The following is a 16,965-nucleotide window of genomic DNA, read 5'->3' as shown; positions in this document are numbered from 1 at the left end:
AAGCCTAAATCGCTATTGATTACCCGCCAGCGGTGTGACGTTATCGGCACCCGGTGCGCCGAACAGCTGCTCTTTGAGGATGCGCAACTGATCACGCATCTGCGCCGCCTTTTCAAACTCCAGGTTCTTCGCATGCACCAGCATTTGTTTTTCCAGGCGTTTGATTTCCTTGCTGACCTGCTTCTCGCTCATCGCCTCATATTTGGCGTGCTCCTGCGCAACCTGCAACTCGAGGCGCGCTTCCTGCGGACTGTAGACGCCATCGATCAACTCACGGATATTTTTCTTAATACCCATAGGCGTGATGTTATTCGCCGCATTGAAAGCAATTTGCTTGGCGCGACGACGCTCGGTTTCATCGATGGCGCGGCGCATGGAGTCGGTGACCTTGTCGCCATACAGTATCGCCATCCCGCTCAGGTTACGCGCGGCACGGCCTATGGTCTGGATCAGGCTGCGCTCGGAACGCAAAAAGCCTTCCTTGTCCGCATCCAGGATCGCCACCAAAGACACCTCAGGCAAATCCAGCCCTTCGCGCAATAAGTTAATCCCGACCAAAACGTCGAACGTACCCAGGCGCAAATCGCGGATGATCTCGACCCGTTCAACCGTATCAATATCGCTGTGCAGGTAACGCACCTTCACGCCGTTATCCGTCAGGAACTCAGTCAATTGCTCGGCCATACGCTTGGTCAGCGTAGTGACCAGTACGCGCTCATTCTTCTTCACGCGATCGGTAATCTCCGACATCAGGTCATCTACCTGGGTCGATGCCGGGCGCACGCTGATAATCGGATCAACCAGACCGGTAGGCCGTACCACTTGCTCGACCACCTGGTCGGCGTGCGTATTTTCATAATCGGCAGGCGTCGCCGAGACGAACACCATCTGCCGCATCTTGCCTTCGAATTCATCGAAACGCAGCGGCCGGTTATCCAGTGCCGAAGGCAGGCGGAAACCGTAATCGACCAGATTGGTCTTCCGCGCCCTATCGCCGTTATACATGCCGTTGAGCTGCCCCATCAGGACGTGCGACTCATCCATAAACATCAGCGCATCCGGCGGCAGATAATCCACCAGCGTCGGCGGCGGATCACCCGCCTTGGCGCCGCTCAGGTGGCGTGAATAGTTTTCGATGCCTTTGGTAAAGCCGATTTCCTGCATCATTTCCAAGTCGAAACGGGTACGCTGCTCGAGGCGCTGCTCTTCCACCAGCTTGCTTTCCTGGCGGAAGAACTCCAGACGCTCGCGCAACTCATCCTTGATGGTTTCAATCGCACGCAGCACGGTGGCGCGCGGCGTCACGTAGTGCGAACCTGGGTATACGGTAAAGCGCGGGATCTTCTGTTTGACGCGGCCAGTCAGCGGATCAAACAGCTGTAAACTCTCAATCTCGTCATCGAACATCTCCAGCCGGATCGCCAGCTCGGCATGCTCAGCCGGGAAGATATCAATGGTGTCACCACGTACGCGGAAGGTGCCGCGGCCAAAATCGACCTCGTTGCGCGTGTATTGCATCGCGATCAGGCGCGCAATCACATCGCGCTGGCTGACCTTGTCCTTGGCGCGCAAGGTCAGGATCATCTGGTGGTATTCGCTCGGGTTACCAATACCGTAAATCGCCGAAACCGTCGCAATAATCACCACATCGCGCCGTTCCATTAGCGATTTGGTGCAGGACAGGCGCATCTGCTCGATGTGCTCATTGATGGATGAATCTTTCTCAATGAACAAGTCGCGCTGCGGTACGTATGCTTCCGGCTGGTAATAATCGTAGTAACTGACGAAGTACTCGACCGCGTTTTCCGGGAAAAACTCGCGGAATTCACTATATAACTGTGCCGCCAGCGTCTTGTTAGGCGCAAACACGATGGCCGGACGCCCCATGCGGGCGATCACGTTAGCAACTGTATAAGTCTTGCCGGAACCGGTTACGCCCAGCAGCGTCTGGTAAAACAGACCGTCTTCGATGCCTTCGGCCAATTTCGCAATCGCAGTCGGCTGATCCCCTGCCGGCGGGAACGGCTGATGCAGGCGAAACGGGGAGTTCGGGAAGGTAACGATTTTCGATTCGTCAACTGGATTGGAAACCTGGGATAAATCAGCCATTTAAATCCGACCTTTGGTAAAATAGTGAGTCGCATTTCCCGCAAGACTTTTGGCCTTGCGCTTCATACAACCCGTCTGCAACACCACCGTTTGCAGCTAACTTTTGATGTTATCACGATGAACGCACCTCTTCCTGCTTCGCTCCTCAACGCCATCGAAATGGCGCCCCGTGACCCGATTCTTGGTATTACCGAAGCATTCAATGCTGACAAGAATCCAAACAAAATCAATCTTGGTGTCGGCGTATACAACGACGACAACGGTAAGTTGCCACTGTTGGAATGCGTACGTAAAGCCGAAGTACTGCTGGCAGAAAAACTGTCGCCACGCGGTTACCTGCCTATCGACGGCCTGGCTGCTTACGACAAAGCAGTACAAGAACTCGTATTTGGTGCCGATAGCGCAGTAGTCAAGGAAAAACGTGCAGTGACCGCGCAAGCAATCGGCGGCACCGGCGCATTGAAACTGGGCGCTGACTTCCTGAAACGCTTCGCACCTAACGCACAAGTCTGGATCAGCGATCCAAGCTGGGAAAACCACCGCGCACTGTTTGAATCGGCTGGCTTCGTAGTCAACAACTACCCATACTACGACGCAGCAACCCGCGGCGTGAACTTCAGCGGCATGCTGGACACCCTGAACTCGATCCCAAGCGGCTCCATCGTTCTGTTGCACGCTTGCTGCCACAACCCAACCGGCGCAGACCTGACCGACGCACAATGGGCGCAAGTCATTGAAGTCGTATTGAAACGCGGCCTGATCCCATTCCTCGACATGGCTTACCAGGGCTTTGGCGATGGCATCGAATCCGACGGCAAAGTAGTTCGCCAATTCGCAGAAGCTGGCGGCCCGGTATTCGTTTCGAACTCCTTCTCCAAATCGTTCTCGCTGTACGGCGAACGCGTAGGCGCATTGAGCATCGTTGCAGTCAGCGCAGAAGAAGCAGCACGCGTCCTGTCGCAATTGAAACGCGTCATCCGCACCAACTACTCCAACCCACCTATCCACGGCGGCCAAGTCGTTGCAACAGCACTGGCAACACCTGAACTGCGTGCACTGTGGGAACAAGAGCTGGCTGACATGCGCGTACGTATCCGTGACATGCGTCAAGCATTCGTACAGAAGTTGAAAGAGCAAGCACCAGCGCACAACTTCGACTTCGTTATTCAGCAACGCGGCATGTTCTCGTACTCTGGCCTGACCAAAGAACAAGTCAATCGCCTGCGTGACGAATACTCGATCTACGCTATCGACACTGGCCGTATCTGCGTCGCAGCTTTGAACACACGCAACATCGATTACGTCGTTGGCGCAATCGCGAAGGTCATTTAATACGTAGTAGTAAAAGCGCGATAAATATTTTTGCAAAAAACAAAGAAATTTATCGCGAAAGCTTTGACAAGTGAGAGTTCTTGATACATAATCTCGCTTCTGTTCCCTGATAGCTCAGTCGGTAGAGCGACGGACTGTTAATCCGCAGGTCCCTGGTTCGAGTCCAGGTCGGGGAGCCAAGAATGGCTAAAAGTAGGCACCACTGCGGTGCCTACTTTTTTTTGTGCCATTAGATTCAACAATGCTTCTTTGCTTCCGGTCATCCTGACCTCTTTTCCCTCTACACGAATCTCACTTACCAGCAAGCGCAGGTATTGTTTCGAGAATCCATTTTCACGATCAAGCAGTTTCGTTCGCATCGCTTTTCCAAACGCATCAATCTGACCTGCATTGATTTTATCTAGTGGCATCGCACTATCGCGGCGAGTACCCGCCATTTCAATCAGAATTGATTCACGTCTTGCTTTGAGTTTTTGCGCCCGTTCCTGCAAAGTGCCATCCATCGGCAGGAATCCTTTTTCTACAGCCTCATATAAACGCGCTGTCGCCTCCTCTAACTCGGAGAGCTCCTTCTTCAACGTGATGAGATGCGTATTTTGTTCGGTATGAGCATTCTTGATCTTCGCCTTCATCGCCTTGAGCATCACCTTCAGACGTTCAGGACTGGCGACCTTATCAGCCAATGCTTGCAAGACAAGCGTATCCAGCTTTTCCATCGGAATCGCTGGCGTGTCACAGTCGTGATTATTCTTGGCTATGCGGGTGTTGCATTTGTAATAGCGATAACGCCCACCCTTGCCTGTCGCTAAGGTCATCCCTGCCCCGCAATTGCCGCACTTCAGCAAGCCTGTCAGCAACGTTGGGGAGTTGACGAGGCGCGGTGCCATCATGTCGGGCGAACGCGAATACCGTTTAGCTTCGACGGCACGGTACATGGCTTCATCAATAATCGCGGGAATAGCAATTGGCACCCATTCTGCTACCGGCTTGGTTTGCCCCGTCTTCATATCTTTACGATTGAAGAAGTATTGACCGAAATAGGCGGTATCAGAAAGCATCTGATGAATGCGATTACGTGACCACTTCTTGCTGCGGTTCAGAATGCCTTGATCGTTGAGATATGAAGCGATCTGCTTCGTTCCCATTTCTTGACCGTGTGCGCCATGCAGATAAAGATTAAATATCTTATGAACGATAGCTGCTTCGACTTCATCAACGACTAGTTTTTTCTTTTTGCCTTTAGCCGCTGAGATATCAAGCTCTACCTTTTTGAAACCAAATGGAGGCTTGGAACCATTGAAATAGCCTTGCCGCGCATTCTCTTTCATCGCGCGTAGTGTGTGTTTTCCGTTCTCTTTACTTTGGTACTCATCAAAGACGCTGAAGATTTTTCGCATCATTTGACCGGATGAATCATCACTGGTCTGCTGCGTGATGGAGATGAGCCTTACACCCGCCTTGTTTAAACGACGTTCATACAATCCGAATTCGAGCGAATCACGAAAGAAGCGTGATTGACTATGAACAATCACGGCTTCATAAGGTGATGGTTTAAACGTCGCATCACCAATCATCTTTTGAAATTCTGGGCGGCGATCATCGGTAGCGGATGCACCCGGCTCGATATATTCAGTCCCAACAACTAGCCCTTGTTTCTCGCACCAGTCACGCATTTGCCGCAACTGGTCAGGAATCGATAAATCTTTGTCAGCTTGTCGTGTCGTCGATACACGAGCGTAGAGTGCAACCGCCATGGCTTATTCCTCCGATTCGGATGTTTGCCAGATCATTTCTTTCAAAAGTTCAGGAAGGAATTCACCAATCAAAGCTAATTCCCTCTCACCAATAATTTCATTCGACAGTACATCGTCGAATGCAACAACGACTTGCAAGGATGAAGGTTGATTCAATCATAGGGCACCTCCTTTCTTGCTTATATCGGCCTGCCCTTGTCCATTCCTTTGCTGCTTCTCATGCTCGGCAATAATACGTTCCAAATCCCCTTCAAAGCCTTGCCTGCCAAGACGATTTAATAATAGCTTGCGGTACGCTGCGAACTGCTGCGGCAACAGCATTGCTTCTGCCATAAGCAACAACTCCCGCTTGTGCGTATTGAGTGAATCAAGGATAGATTGCAGCATCACCATTGCCCTAACTTGATCGAATCAATCCGCTTTCTTACATCTGTTTTCCATGTCAGCGGGTCATGGACATTAAAGAGAAGCCCTTCAAGGTGCTTAAATGCCTCTTTGTTAGTGAGCATCGGTTTATCGTGCAGCACGCATTCAACCGCCGCTATGCGCTTCAAATAGCCTTGAATAGCGATTGCTATACGCATCAGACGCGCATTAAGCATTTCCTCTCGGTCGTACTCACGATAAACGCCTTGCGCTTGTAACGTGCCGATATGTGCTTGCAACGATTGCCAGAGTGGATTCAAAGGCCAGCGCGAGCGATTACTGTCTTCATTGGGTGAGCGTAGCGTGGTGTGCTCATGCGAAAGATAGCGGAGGATATCGCCTTGCCCATCGAATAGATCAGCAAAGCTACGAATGCCGAAGCGTCGCAATACTTCTTTGCGCACCTGCCATTCGATACGCCAGACGTTTTCAGTGATACCGCCCCATAAGTCGAAGAACCATGTCTTCAGACTCTTTTCGTTGATTTCTGCAATCTTGTTATAAACACGCAGCATCACATCACCCTTGCCGAATGAGAAGGTTTGCACCTGCCTGTCTTTACGGTGCTGACTATCTTTTGCTGACAGCGACACGAAATCATCTTCCTTGAAATTGATCTCGGGCAGACAGTAATCAAAGGTAAAGTCCACGCGGGACAGTGTTTCAGGCTTGGCGGCGATAAAGCCAATGCGCTCTGACCAGCCCACAAACTGCTGATGCAACTCTGCGGCGCCCTTGTGCCATAGCGCGACACTGCGATAGGTTACGTAAAACGATGGATCATTGAATTCACCAAATTCAACGCTCATGTCTTCGTTTTCGATCAAGAATGGATAGCCCGAAGACGTGCCATTAGGCCGCAGGAAAAACTCCACTCCACCAATCTCGATTTTTTGCGGTTCGCGCTTTTTGCTTTGACGTAAAACTTCCTTATCGATAGCAAGTTGACCAAAGTCGATTGCGCATTGTGCGGTGGGACGCAAGTAATATGCGCATTCCACTGTATCAAGACCTGAGAGGAGTGGCTGCATAGTGATTAGGCTTTATCTGCGTGAGTACAGTAATTACCGTCATAGAGCTTTCTCGGAGACTCGTTACCAAGTTCGACCTCTAGCTCTCTATGATATTTATTTGCCAATTCACGGAATTTCGCTTTCACTCCCTCTTCTCGATACATTTCCTCGCCAGTATCAGGATGTTTATCTACATATGCCCCTGCATAGCTTGGAAGTGCTTTTTCAACATCCGCAATCGCAGAACGAAGTAAGTCACCCACAATTTCAGTGCGGTTTTTGTTTGGGTACAGTTCGCAAAGTGCAGAAAGCTTGGCTGCGATTTCAACAGGAAGACGGAAGGAAAGTTGCTTTGCCGTTAAGCGGCTGTTATCTGGAGCACTCCAGAGATTGACGAGATCTGATGCTTTCATGGCCTACCCTTTTTAAAGTTAGTAAGCGCAGTTTATCTACATTTTAATGAATGTCAATTAAATGTTTCATGTATTTTTTCCGACAGTGCGATGCGCAGGCAGCCGCACAGCGGCTACCCACACCCCGCACAGTCGGCCTGTGAAAACCTTTTAATTGTATTTCCTGCAAGTAAGAGGTATGTTCTGTTGTTATGTATTTATAGACCCCCGTGTTACATAAACGGGAAACGATCCCAACGCCCTTCATGCACAAATGCGGATGGTAGACTTGACCAAAATTAGAAACGAACCGCTTAGATTTGTTTGCCCCTCTTATGCGAGCCGAAGGAAAAAAATGCTTTCCTTTAAATATACATAAATATAACGAAGCGCAAAAAACCACGATCCAATTCAAGGAAAAACGGATGAATATCCCAAACGAGAATATATTCAGGCACAGTCTGACGAACGGAATAAACCTCTTCTTAGGTGCTGGTTTTTCCGTGTTGGCGGAAAGCTTGGACACAACGCTTCCGGTAGGTGACGGGCTAAGAATAGAGCTTCTAAAGCATTTCAACCGTCCGTCGACATCAAAATTTACACTGCCGCAACTTTGCCAAATCCTGTCAAGCAGCCAACGCGAAGAGCTAGCAAAGTTCTTCATGAATCGATTTACGGTAACGAGATTCGATCCTCTATATAAAAACCTTGAACGAGCTAACATCAAGTCAATTTTTACCACTAACATCGATGACCTAGTCTTCAAGATTTATGAGGAGAGCATCAAACACTACGTAAATGACATCGTTCAACGGGGACCAGCCATGCCGGGCGCTAGTGCGATTGACTATATCGCCTTGCATGGCTCCGTGGCACACGGCGACGGAGCATTTGATTTTTCGCCCGTCGAAATTGCCTCCAGTTTCGAGCGCGATAAAGACAAGTGGTTTGGATATATAAGCAGGATTCAATCTACGCCAACGTTATATTGGGGATATCGACTTGAAGATGCCGGTGTCCTACAAGCACTCGCGAAGGAATCTACAGGAAACAGGCCAAAGGCGGACTCATGGATAACGCTTCGCAAAAGCGAGCCGGAAGCGATTGAATATTATCAATCCCTCGGGTTCCAAATAATTGTCGCGGATACAGCAGATCTCCTCAAATATATTGGCCAATTACAGCTCCCTAAAGTGGCCGGCGCCCCGAAATCCCTGCTAGCCAAAAATTTTCGGGAGTACCACCTTCCTCCCGCTGGTTCCGTTCCCGTGCGAAGCCTTACCGAATTTTATCTCGGCGCCGATCCGACATGGTTCGACATTCATTCGGGAAAGATATACCAGACCCGATATTTCTCACTTGCTAAAAATACAATACTGGGTGGTAAGCATCTAATGATCGTAGGTGCCGCTGTCACTGGCAAATCGACTCTTCTGAAACAACTCGCGAACTGGCTTTCCTCTCAGGAAACCATATTATTTATTGACGAAATAACCCCCGAGAAAGCGCGGCTATTGATACGGGATCTTGATGCCGAAGGCCAAAAGGTAATCATCTTTGTCGATAACGCCGCAGACGCCTCCGAAGCCATTCAGATTTTAATAGCGAGCTCAAACGTTCGAATAGTCTGCGCCGAACGCGACTACATTTTCGATAGCGTCTCTTATCGCTTTCCACAGGCACGGTTCGACATTCTCGACGTTTCGGGATTGTCTCCAATGGACGCGCAGGCAGTTCAGCAGCTCATTCCAAACGACATTCAACGCAAAACCTTTGAGCCAACATCAGACCATTTGGAAGGGAATTCGGAGCCAACGTTCTTTGAAGTTATCACCTCAACCATTACAGCCGATTCTCTCGCCGATCGCTTTATGGCGGCCGTGCGCTCTTTTCGTGCGACAAAGCCTATGGAGCATGACTTACTCCTTGTGGCCTGCTATTTGTACTCCTGCCGAATTCCGACTTCCGTAGACATCGCCACTGCTTTCGCGCGTCGCTTCGCCTCTGACGTGACAACAGTCCTTTCTGCGCTCGAATCGATGGGAAACCTTCTTTCCGCATACGAAGGGGCATTATCAGATGCTTCTCAGTCCTATTTTGTTCCCCGTTCACGCGCAGTGGCGGAAGCTGTTCTCTGGAAAATCGAGTCATCACAACTCCGTCGTGTCCTCGAAATATTCCATGAAGAGGTGTCGCCTACCAAGATTGGTCGCTATGACGTATTCAGGCGTAACGCCTATGACGCCAGAATTGTCGCGAGAGCTTTCCCCGACTGGGAAGACGGTGTCGCTTTCTATAACAGCGTCTCCCACCGCGACCAAAGTTATTCCTTCAAACAGCAATGTGCACTTTATTTGTCAAACAAGCGTCAGTATGAACTCGCGTTTTCTTGGGTCGATGACGCATTGGCAATGGCTGGTAGGAATAACCCAACGGTAAGGAACACTTACGCAGTCATTCTATTCAATGCCAATTATGACAAGCCAGAAGGGGCTGACGTAATGGCAACGCTAGACGAGAGCATGTCCATACTCTCCCGCTGCTATAACGATGACTACCGCAAGATATATCATTCTAAGGTTTACTCAGAACAAGCAATGAAGTATCAAAGAAAGTTTCCCACCTCGATAAAGGTGCGGAGCTATCTGGATCAGAGTAACGTCTGGCTCGCCGCCGAACTGAAGAACCGCCCCGGCGATCGCCGACTGATTCAATTATCAAGACAAATCCGGTCAGTTCTCAGAGGTAGATAGCGCGAAAGTGAACTGCCACCATTGCCCAGATAAGTCTTTTTTGGGGAGCCACAGAATATGAAGGGCCTAGTTGAAAAACTAGGTCCTTTTCTATTTCAGCTCTTGCGCCATTTTTGCGCCATTGGGTCTCCAATCTAGGAGGCCGCTAAATGGCACAGATAAGAAAACACGCACCACTCCAATATCAAGCACGAGTTCGACTTCAAGATCATCCTGAAGCTAGTCGTACTTTCACGTCTAAAGCCAATGCAGTTGCATGGGCGACCTCCGTTGAGTTGATAACGAAGCAAGGTCATGGCGAGTCCTTTAGAGAAGCTAGCAAGCTCTCTCTTCATGATGCCCTCCTCCGCTACTTGTCCGAAGTCACTCCATGTTGAATTGCGCTGAATGCTGACCCACTTTTTGCATCGAATTCTGACCCACCTGTTGATTTGCTCGCAGAATTGACCCTCTCCAATTGATCCACCTTCCATTGTCTAGCGAAGGCTGCAACCCGATCATACGAACCTTCAAATCCCAAAGCACATAGGTCGATGTGCATCTGTTTCAAAGTCCGTCGTTGCTTCCGAGACTTCGCTGCCTCGGTCTTTAACCAGGCTGAAAGCTTGAACGCATATTTGTCGAGAGATGTTGGGGAACGTCGATCAGCATAGGCCGGCTCGACAATTTCCGAGCGTAGATAACGTCTGACGGTATTTCGGGAGATACCCAGTCGTTTGGATATTTCCCTCAATGAGACCTGGTCACGAAGGTGCCAGCGTCGAATAATTCCAAGTAAAGCCACGTCGATCACTCCATATCTCCTACTCACTTTGGTAAGTAGGATTGTGTTCTAAACGTGGGTCAGTTTTGGATGCAAATTATGCGGCTAAGTGGGTCAGTTTTCGACGCAAATCAACACCCAGTGGATCGACTGTTAATCCGCAGGTCCCTGGTTCGAGTCCAGGTCGGGGAGCCACAGAATATGAAGGGTCAGCTACGTGCTGGCCCTTTTCTTTTGTGTAATTCACTTCGATATTAGACAGCGTCCAATATCCCCCCACCGAATTCAATTCGGGAATCAAAGAGCTCGCAAATCATACCGAGTCTACGCACACTCAATCTCTATGAGGTAGACTCCAGCCCTTTACGGCCGCACTTATCTTGCAGCCAAACCAAACGAAAGCCTTCATGGAAATCACGCCTCAAGAATTCACCGATAAAATTAATGCACTCGCTACAGATCCACAGTACCCAGGCAGCAACCCGGACTATGGCGTTGAACTGGTGCAGAAACCATTCGGCTACGATCTCCAAGCATTAGGTGATACGGACATGCAGTTCATACGCGACTGCTACCGCGAGGTGTACAAGGAGTTCCAGCCTAAACCGACGGTTCTGTTCCCCAAAGCATAGTCAAGGTGCACGCTTGTAAACACACACACGTTTATAGCGTGTAGCTTCATACGCGGCTTACACGCTCCCAAGGAAAAGCAGGCCGCCGCAACTCCCCCACCCACCGGCTGACACCAATCGCTACCTGGCAATAACATCCCAAATATCGACTCGCTTGACAGCTTACCTACTAGTATGTAGAGTGCTTGAAATGAAAGCGAACAACACATCCGAAGAGATCATTAATTGCGCCCGGTCGCTGATCGTTGCCGGGGGCTATAACGGCTTTAGCTATGCCGATATTTCCAAAGTAGTTGGGGTACGCAACGCGACCATACACCACCACTTCCCGACCAAATCCAATCTGGTGCGGACGCTCGTCGTTAATTACCGATGGGAGGTCCAACTGGGTATGGCCGAACTGGAGCGTAACGTGCCGGAGCCGGTTGAACAGCTACGTGCCTATATCCAGTACTGGGAATCCTGCATCGCTGATGGCAGCGCCCCATTCTGCGTGTGTGCATTGCTCGCAACGCAGTTACCGGTTCTGCCGGAAGAAGTCGCGCATGAAGTGAGCGCCCATTTCCGTACGCTCTCGGATTGGTTGAGCCAGGTGCTGGAGCGTGGCGTAGCGAATGGCAGCATACGACTGAGCGCTTCTGCCAAGGACGAAGCGGAAGTGTTTATGGCCACGGTTCATGGCGCCATGCTCTCAGCGCGTGCCTACCAGGACGCGAAGATTTTCGGAGTCATTACCCAACCATCGTTGCAACGTTTACTGGCAGCCTGAGGCCGGATTTATGTTGCAGCGATTTTATTTTACCCATTCACCTACCAACTAGTAGGGAGTTTTGGGTTTTAACAGCCGCATCATTTGATCAACATACGAAAGGAATCATCATGTTTGGAATATCACCTTTAGGCTGGTTACACACACTGGGCAGCTTGCCCGCCATTCCCCTCGCGCTGTATATGTTGCTACGCTATGGCCGGATCACGCCGCGCACAGGAGCTGGCATCGCCTACTTCATTTCGATGCTGATAGGTGCCGTTACCGTCTTTCTGGTGGCGCACCAGCCCGAGAGCTACGGCATCGCTGTTGCCACTATCCTGCTGCTGGTGACGGGTTATGGAATCGCTTTTATCCGCTTTGCTGGACGTGCTGCGATTTACATCGAAACCGTATGTCTGAGCCTGACCGTGTTCCTGTTGATGGTTCCTAGCGTCAGTGAAACCCTGCGGCGCGTACCTGACGGTCATCCATTCGTAACTGATCCAAAGTCACCTCTGCTGCTTGGCGCTTTAGGTGCGCTGTTCATCATCCTGATCATTGGTGTGACGGCTCAGATCATCTCGCTGCGTAAAAGGAATAAATCGCTGGTAGTTTAGCCATGAGGGAGGCTGCTTTTACCCCTCAATCAGCCGCTTGTATATTCATCTGGTTTCGGTAAGATCAATCGATCTGTCCTTCTCCCACGTGAAAGGTTGTCTGATGCAAGCTCATAAGATCGCAGTCATCGCCGGCGACGGTATAGGTAATGAAGTGATGCCGGAAGGTTTGCGCGTGCTGCAGGCTGCCGCGCGCAAATTCAATATCGCGCTTGAATTCACGACGATGGAATGGGCCAACTGCGAGTACTACCTTAAGCATGGGCAGATGATGCCGGATGACTGGCGTCAACAGCTGGAAGGATTTGAGGCGATTTACTTTGGTGCTGCTGGCATGCCTGCGCTGGTTCCGGATCATATTTCCTTGTGGGGCTCCCTCATCAAGTTCCGCCGTGACTTTGATCAGTATGTGAATTTACGTCCGGTACGCCTGATGCCTGGCGTGCCTTGCCCGCTGGCGAATCGCAAACCGGGTGACATCGATTTCTACGTAGTGCGGGAAAATACTGAAGGCGAGTATTCAGCTGTAGGCGGCAAGAGTTTTGAAGGTACCGAGCACGAGTTCGTATCGCAGAATGCGATTTTCTCGCGTCGTGGTACTGATCGCATCCTGAAGTACGCATTTGAACTGGCACGAAGCCGACCGAAGAAACATTTAACTTCAGCCACCAAGTCGAACGGCATCTCGATCAGCATGCCGTATTGGGATAGTCGCGTCGAAGCGATGGCGCCATCTTATGCAGATGTACGCTGGGACAAGTATCACATCGATATTTTGTGTGCGCGTTTCGTACTTTCACCGGAGCGCTTCGATGTTGTAGTCGCGTCGAATCTGTTCGGCGATATCCTGTCCGATCTGGGACCGGCCTGCACTGGCACCATAGGCATCGCACCATCTGCCAACCTGAATCCAGAACGCAAGTTCCCTTCTCTGTTTGAACCGGTGCACGGTTCCGCTCCTGATATCTACGGCAAGAATATAGCCAACCCTATCGGCATGATCTGGTCCGGCGCGATGATGCTCGACTTCCTCGGCAATGGTGATGCGAATTACAAAGCAGCGCACGATGCCATCATGAAAGCGATAGAAACGGTGCTGGTGCAAGGTCCGAATACACCGGATCTGGGTGGCAGTGGCAATACGACTGATGTCGGCAAGGCGATTGCTGCAGCAATCTAAAATCACAATCTTGACTCTTCAACAGCACAAATTTTCATGACATCAGGTCTCTCAGAATAGAAGTTCTACTTTGAGAGACCTCAGCTTCATACATACCGTTCTTACGCAAAATCCTGCACATCCTCATTCAAATTCCCATATTCATGGGATAAAAATCGTGCGTTATCAGACGTTAATAGTGGAATCACAAAGAAAGTGTAAGCACTTGGTATTGCATGGTGCCGAACGTCAACACTTTCCTTTGTGCATGTTTCAAAAAACGTTATATTAGAAAAAGATTTGCATCTGTCAGCGCCTTTGAACGGAAATTTCCTATGAAATGTCCTCCCATTCCGCCGGATGAAATTCAACGCCTGCAGGCGTTGGCTGCTTATGGTTTGAGTACCGACCGGCCGCTCCCTTCCCTTGATCCGGTAGTACAGATCGCCGCACGCATGTTCGGCATGCCAGTCGCTGCCGTCAATATGATAGGCAACGATCACGTATTTTTTGCGGCAAGTACCGGCGTTGGTGAAGTTGATATGTGCCGGGATGTTTCCTTCTGCGCGCACGCCATCCTGGAAAACGATGTGATGGTCATCCCTGACTCACATCTGGATGATCGCTTTAGTGATAACCCACTCGTTACCGGCGCTGCCAATCTGCGCTTTTACGCTGGCGTACCTTTACTATCACCTGATGGCTACGCACTCGGCGCTTTATGCGTGATTGATGGTCAGCCGCGCGAGTTTACAGATGAAGACTGCGAACGCTTGCGTGAGCTGGCGAAGATGACAGTTGATCGTCTTGAATTGCGACGCATAGAATTGTCGCTGGAAAAAGCACGTCCTTCGTTTGAAGAATTCGCACGCAACTCGCCGACCGCAGTGGTCTGGTTTGATGAGCATCGCAAGATCGTCAACTGGAACCAGGCTGCAGCAGCTTTGCATGGTTACGCGCTGGAGGAAGGCAATGGCATGTTGGCCGATGTGCTCATGCCTGAATGTGCCCGCCCTCTGTTTCAGGAACTGGTGCATGAAGCTGTCCTAAAGGGTACCTTTGATGGCTTGCCGATACCCGAAACGATTTATGGCTTGCGCAAAGATGGCACGGAGTTCCAGTTAGGCTTGTCGCTCTTTTGCTGGCAAGAGCGCGGTCAGCTGGTTTTCAATGCGCACCTGCAGGATATCTCGGCAAAGAAACGCGAAGAAGCAGAGCTGTATCGCCTTGCCAATACCGATCCCCTCACCGCCCTTGCCAATCGTGCCTGCCTGTATCGCGAAGTGGAGCGCTTGCTGGCCCTTGGTACACCATCGTCGGTTTTGATGATAGATCTCGATGGCTTCAAGGATTTGAATGACACGCTGGGTCACGCGGTAGGTGACGCCATCCTGTGTGAAGTCGCGCGCAGGCTGGAGTCTGTCATTGGCAAAACCGGATTGGCAGCACGGATAGGATGTGATGAGTTCGCCGTATTGCTGCCGGACACCAGCGATCCTACCTGGGTGCAGTGCATGGCGCAGACCATCATCGATCAGATCGGCACGCCGCTGCGTATCGATGATCACACGATACGCGTCACAGCCAGCTGCGGTTTCGCCACTGCTCCTGAGCATGCGGAAGAAGCGCTGGAGTTAATCAGCAATGCCGACCTGGCCTTGTTCCGCGCCAAGCGTCTGGGCGGTGCACAGACCTTTATGTATGTGAATCTGCTACGCATGGAAGCAGTTGCGCGTCATTTGTACGGATTGGAATTGCAGCGCGCCCTGCATCAGGGCGAGTTCGTATTGTTTTACCAGCCGCAGATCCGTCTGTCTGATAACGCGCTGGCTGGCGCCGAGGCGCTGCTGCGCTGGCGTCACCCGGAACGTGGCCTGCTGTCACCTACCGCTTTCCTGCCCGCATTACAAAGCGGTCCGTTGGCGGCGACGGTCGGTACCTGGGTGCTGGATGAAGCCTGCGCGCAGGCAGCTGAGTGGATGCGTTATGGTGTCAGTCATTTCCGTATGGGCGTTAATTTGTTTGGCGCACAGTTCCGCATGGATGATTTGGCCAGCCGGGTGATCTCTGCACTGGACAGGCATGGCCTGCCGCCAGAAGCGCTAGAGCTGGAAATCACCGAAGACATCGTACTTGATCATGATGATCTGGTACTCAAGTCGCTACAGCTCTTGCGTGATAAAGGTGTGGGCGTTGCCTTCGATGATTTTGGTACCGGCTATGCATCACTGAGTTTGCTCAAGCGATATCCATTGAGTCGCATCAAAATTGATCGTTCATTCGTGCAGGGCATGATCGCTTCGCCACAAGATAAAACCGTGATCGCCGCGGTACTCGATATGGCTGATGCGTTCAAACTCGAAACCATAGCCGAAGGCATAGAGACGGAAGAACAGCGTTCGGCCTTGTTCGCTATCGGCTGTGCTGAAGGACAGGGTTATCTGTTTTCACGACCATTACCTGCCACCGAGTTTGCCGAGATTTACGATATAGCAAGCCCGCTACAACAAAGGGCTTAAAACGGGCATGCGCTGACACCGCGCATCCGTTCTCCGCTAAGCGGATGATCAAACTCCAGCGTCATCGCATGTAATAACAACCGATTCGCCATACGCTCACTCTCAAGCGTTCCGTATAAATCACACCCGAGTATCGGATGCCCTACTCCCGCGCTGTGGATACGCAATTGATGCGTGCGCCCTGTATGTGGTGTGTACAAGACCCGCGTCGTGTCAGCGCCCCTGTCCAGCACTTCGAAATGCGTGCTGGCCGGTTTGCCGGTGGCCAAGCACACCTTCAGCTTCGGGAAATTGACCGGGTCTTTGGCGATGGGTAATTCGATGTCGCCACTATCGTCCGTCATGTGTCCGGCTAATACGGCCTGATAGGTTTTGTTGACAGTACGTAACTGGAACTGGCGGTTGATGTGAGCGGCAGCGATTTTGTTCAGCGCGACTACCAGCAAACCGGAAGTGCCCAGATCCAGCCTGTGTATCATCAACGCACCGGGGAATTGCTGTACCAGACGGTAATGTACTGAATCCAAATTAAGTGGATTCTTCCCTGACAGCGTCAGCAAACCGCTGGGTTTATTGATCAGCAAGATAGCCTCATCCTGGTAGATGATTTCTATCTCATCTACACAGGGTGGTGCTACAAAGGTATCGATGCGGGCAGTCATTACAACGAAGTCTTCCTTGATTCGGGCCAAGGCCGGCACAAGCCGACCAGAGTTCCATCTTACAAAAAAGATCCGCTACCGCC

Annotated in this window: 13 protein-coding genes, 1 tRNA gene and 1 pseudogene; 8 read left to right on the top strand and 7 right to left on the bottom strand. The window is 50.9% G+C overall.

Annotated elements, in window-relative coordinates; all coding sequences use genetic code 11:
* Nucleotides 1–12: 12 nt before the first annotated feature.
* Entirely contained in the window at nucleotides 13–2,109 is a 2,097-nt protein-coding gene (gene uvrB / locus H7U06_RS12725) for an excinuclease ABC subunit UvrB (protein ID WP_124575224.1), read from the bottom strand.
* 117 nt (nucleotides 2,110–2,226) lie between these two features.
* On the opposite strand from uvrB, the gene H7U06_RS12720 reads away from it, so the two are divergent.
* Nucleotides 2,227–3,441, top strand: coding sequence for an amino acid aminotransferase (locus H7U06_RS12720; RefSeq protein WP_175626511.1), 1,215 nt, complete (start codon nucleotides 2,227–2,229; stop codon nucleotides 3,439–3,441).
* A gap of 103 nt (nucleotides 3,442–3,544) precedes the next feature.
* A tRNA-Asn gene (locus H7U06_RS12715) sits at nucleotides 3,545–3,620 on the top strand.
* Here H7U06_RS12715 and H7U06_RS16385 read toward each other — a convergent pair.
* The 4 genes from H7U06_RS16385 to H7U06_RS12690 all read right to left on the bottom strand — a co-directional run bounded on the left by H7U06_RS16385 (nucleotide 3,579) and on the right by H7U06_RS12690 (nucleotide 7,047).
* A complete protein-coding gene (locus H7U06_RS16385) occupies nucleotides 3,579–5,195 on the bottom strand; it encodes a recombinase family protein (protein ID WP_368492575.1) in 1,617 nt (538 codons plus the stop codon). The two genes, H7U06_RS12715 and H7U06_RS16385, sit on opposite strands and share 42 nt — an antisense overlap.
* Before the next feature lie 156 nt (nucleotides 5,196–5,351).
* On the bottom strand, nucleotides 5,352–5,582 hold the full coding sequence (locus H7U06_RS12700) for a hypothetical protein (RefSeq protein ID WP_175626510.1): 231 nt from the start codon (nucleotides 5,580–5,582) through the stop codon (nucleotides 5,352–5,354).
* Nucleotides 5,582–6,652: a hypothetical protein gene (locus H7U06_RS12695; RefSeq protein ID WP_217703467.1), complete on the bottom strand. Its 1,071-nt coding sequence runs from the start codon at nucleotides 6,650–6,652 to the stop codon at nucleotides 5,582–5,584. Before H7U06_RS12695 ends, H7U06_RS12700 begins: the two co-directional genes overlap by 1 nt.
* A 5-nt stretch (nucleotides 6,653–6,657) precedes the next feature.
* Nucleotides 6,658–7,047, bottom strand: coding sequence for a hypothetical protein (locus H7U06_RS12690; protein ID WP_175626509.1), 390 nt, complete (start codon nucleotides 7,045–7,047; stop codon nucleotides 6,658–6,660).
* Between the two features lie 404 nt (nucleotides 7,048–7,451).
* Here H7U06_RS12690 and H7U06_RS12685 point away from each other — a divergent pair, with 404 nt between their 5' ends.
* A complete protein-coding gene (locus H7U06_RS12685; RefSeq protein ID WP_175626508.1) occupies nucleotides 7,452–9,779 on the top strand; it encodes a hypothetical protein in 2,328 nt (775 codons plus the stop codon).
* A gap of 424 nt (nucleotides 9,780–10,203) precedes the next feature.
* Here the strand turns inward: H7U06_RS12685 and H7U06_RS12680 are convergent.
* Nucleotides 10,204–10,572: pseudogene (locus H7U06_RS12680) on the bottom strand (helix-turn-helix domain-containing protein); the annotation flags it as partial.
* A gap of 377 nt (nucleotides 10,573–10,949) precedes the next feature.
* Between H7U06_RS12680 and H7U06_RS12675 the strand changes: the two are divergent.
* The 5 genes from H7U06_RS12675 (at nucleotide 10,950) to H7U06_RS12655 (ending at nucleotide 16,220) form a co-directional block, all read left to right on the top strand.
* The gene (locus tag H7U06_RS12675) at nucleotides 10,950–11,174 is read left to right on the top strand and encodes a hypothetical protein (protein ID WP_175626507.1); all 225 of its coding nucleotides are present in this window, start codon (nucleotides 10,950–10,952) and stop codon (nucleotides 11,172–11,174) included.
* Nucleotides 11,175–11,364: 190 nt separating this feature from the next.
* Nucleotides 11,365–11,943: a TetR/AcrR family transcriptional regulator gene (locus H7U06_RS12670; protein ID WP_175626506.1), complete on the top strand. Its 579-nt coding sequence runs from the start codon at nucleotides 11,365–11,367 to the stop codon at nucleotides 11,941–11,943.
* Nucleotides 11,944–12,053: 110 nt separating this feature from the next.
* Complete coding sequence (locus H7U06_RS12665; RefSeq protein ID WP_175626505.1) at nucleotides 12,054–12,542, top strand: hypothetical protein; 489 nt, start codon at nucleotides 12,054–12,056, stop codon at nucleotides 12,540–12,542.
* 103 nt (nucleotides 12,543–12,645) lie between these two features.
* Nucleotides 12,646–13,722: a tartrate dehydrogenase gene (locus H7U06_RS12660; RefSeq protein ID WP_303049239.1), complete on the top strand. Its 1,077-nt coding sequence runs from the start codon at nucleotides 12,646–12,648 to the stop codon at nucleotides 13,720–13,722.
* Nucleotides 13,723–14,036: 314 nt separating this feature from the next.
* Complete coding sequence (locus H7U06_RS12655) at nucleotides 14,037–16,220, top strand: bifunctional diguanylate cyclase/phosphodiesterase (RefSeq protein ID WP_175626504.1); 2,184 nt, start codon at nucleotides 14,037–14,039, stop codon at nucleotides 16,218–16,220.
* Here the strand turns inward: H7U06_RS12655 and H7U06_RS12650 are convergent.
* The gene (locus tag H7U06_RS12650; RefSeq protein WP_175626503.1) at nucleotides 16,217–16,882 is read right to left on the bottom strand and encodes an RluA family pseudouridine synthase; all 666 of its coding nucleotides are present in this window, start codon (nucleotides 16,880–16,882) and stop codon (nucleotides 16,217–16,219) included. The genes H7U06_RS12655 and H7U06_RS12650 overlap by 4 nt on opposite strands.
* Nucleotides 16,883–16,965: the final 83 nt, after the last annotated feature.

Origin of the sequence: Herminiimonas sp. Marseille-P9896, assembly GCF_903993245.1 — a bacterium.
GTDB classification, from domain to species: Bacteria; Pseudomonadota; Gammaproteobacteria; order Burkholderiales; family Burkholderiaceae_D; genus Oxalicibacterium; species Oxalicibacterium contaminans.
Note: the sequence above shows the minus strand (reverse complement) of the source record. Positions and strands in the feature narration are given on the sequence as shown.

What these genes read in the sequence shown, in the direction of transcription:
- H7U06_RS12670 (WP_175626506.1), top strand. Translation starts at nt 11,365, where the DNA reads ATGAAAGCGAACAACACATCCGAAGAGATCATTAATTGCGCCCGGTCG.
- H7U06_RS12700 (WP_175626510.1), bottom strand. Translation starts at nt 5,582, where the DNA reads ATGCTGCAATCTATCCTTGATTCACTCAATACGCACAAGCGGGAGTTG.
- H7U06_RS16385 (WP_368492575.1), bottom strand. Translation starts at nt 5,195, where the DNA reads ATGGCGGTTGCACTCTACGCTCGTGTATCGACGACACGACAAGCTGAC.
- H7U06_RS12720 (WP_175626511.1), top strand. Translation starts at nt 2,227, where the DNA reads ATGAACGCACCTCTTCCTGCTTCGCTCCTCAACGCCATCGAAATGGCG.
- H7U06_RS12650 (WP_175626503.1), bottom strand. Translation starts at nt 16,882, where the DNA reads ATGACTGCCCGCATCGATACCTTTGTAGCACCACCCTGTGTAGATGAG.
- uvrB (WP_124575224.1), bottom strand. Translation starts at nt 2,109, where the DNA reads ATGGCTGATTTATCCCAGGTTTCCAATCCAGTTGACGAATCGAAAATC.
- H7U06_RS12665 (WP_175626505.1), top strand. Translation starts at nt 12,054, where the DNA reads ATGTTTGGAATATCACCTTTAGGCTGGTTACACACACTGGGCAGCTTG.
- H7U06_RS12695 (WP_217703467.1), bottom strand. Translation starts at nt 6,652, where the DNA reads ATGCAGCCACTCCTCTCAGGTCTTGATACAGTGGAATGCGCATATTAC.
- H7U06_RS12660 (WP_303049239.1), top strand. Translation starts at nt 12,646, where the DNA reads ATGCAAGCTCATAAGATCGCAGTCATCGCCGGCGACGGTATAGGTAAT.
- H7U06_RS12685 (WP_175626508.1), top strand. Translation starts at nt 7,452, where the DNA reads ATGAATATCCCAAACGAGAATATATTCAGGCACAGTCTGACGAACGGA.
- H7U06_RS12690 (WP_175626509.1), bottom strand. Translation starts at nt 7,047, where the DNA reads ATGAAAGCATCAGATCTCGTCAATCTCTGGAGTGCTCCAGATAACAGC.
- H7U06_RS12655 (WP_175626504.1), top strand. Translation starts at nt 14,037, where the DNA reads ATGAAATGTCCTCCCATTCCGCCGGATGAAATTCAACGCCTGCAGGCG.
- H7U06_RS12675 (WP_175626507.1), top strand. Translation starts at nt 10,950, where the DNA reads ATGGAAATCACGCCTCAAGAATTCACCGATAAAATTAATGCACTCGCT.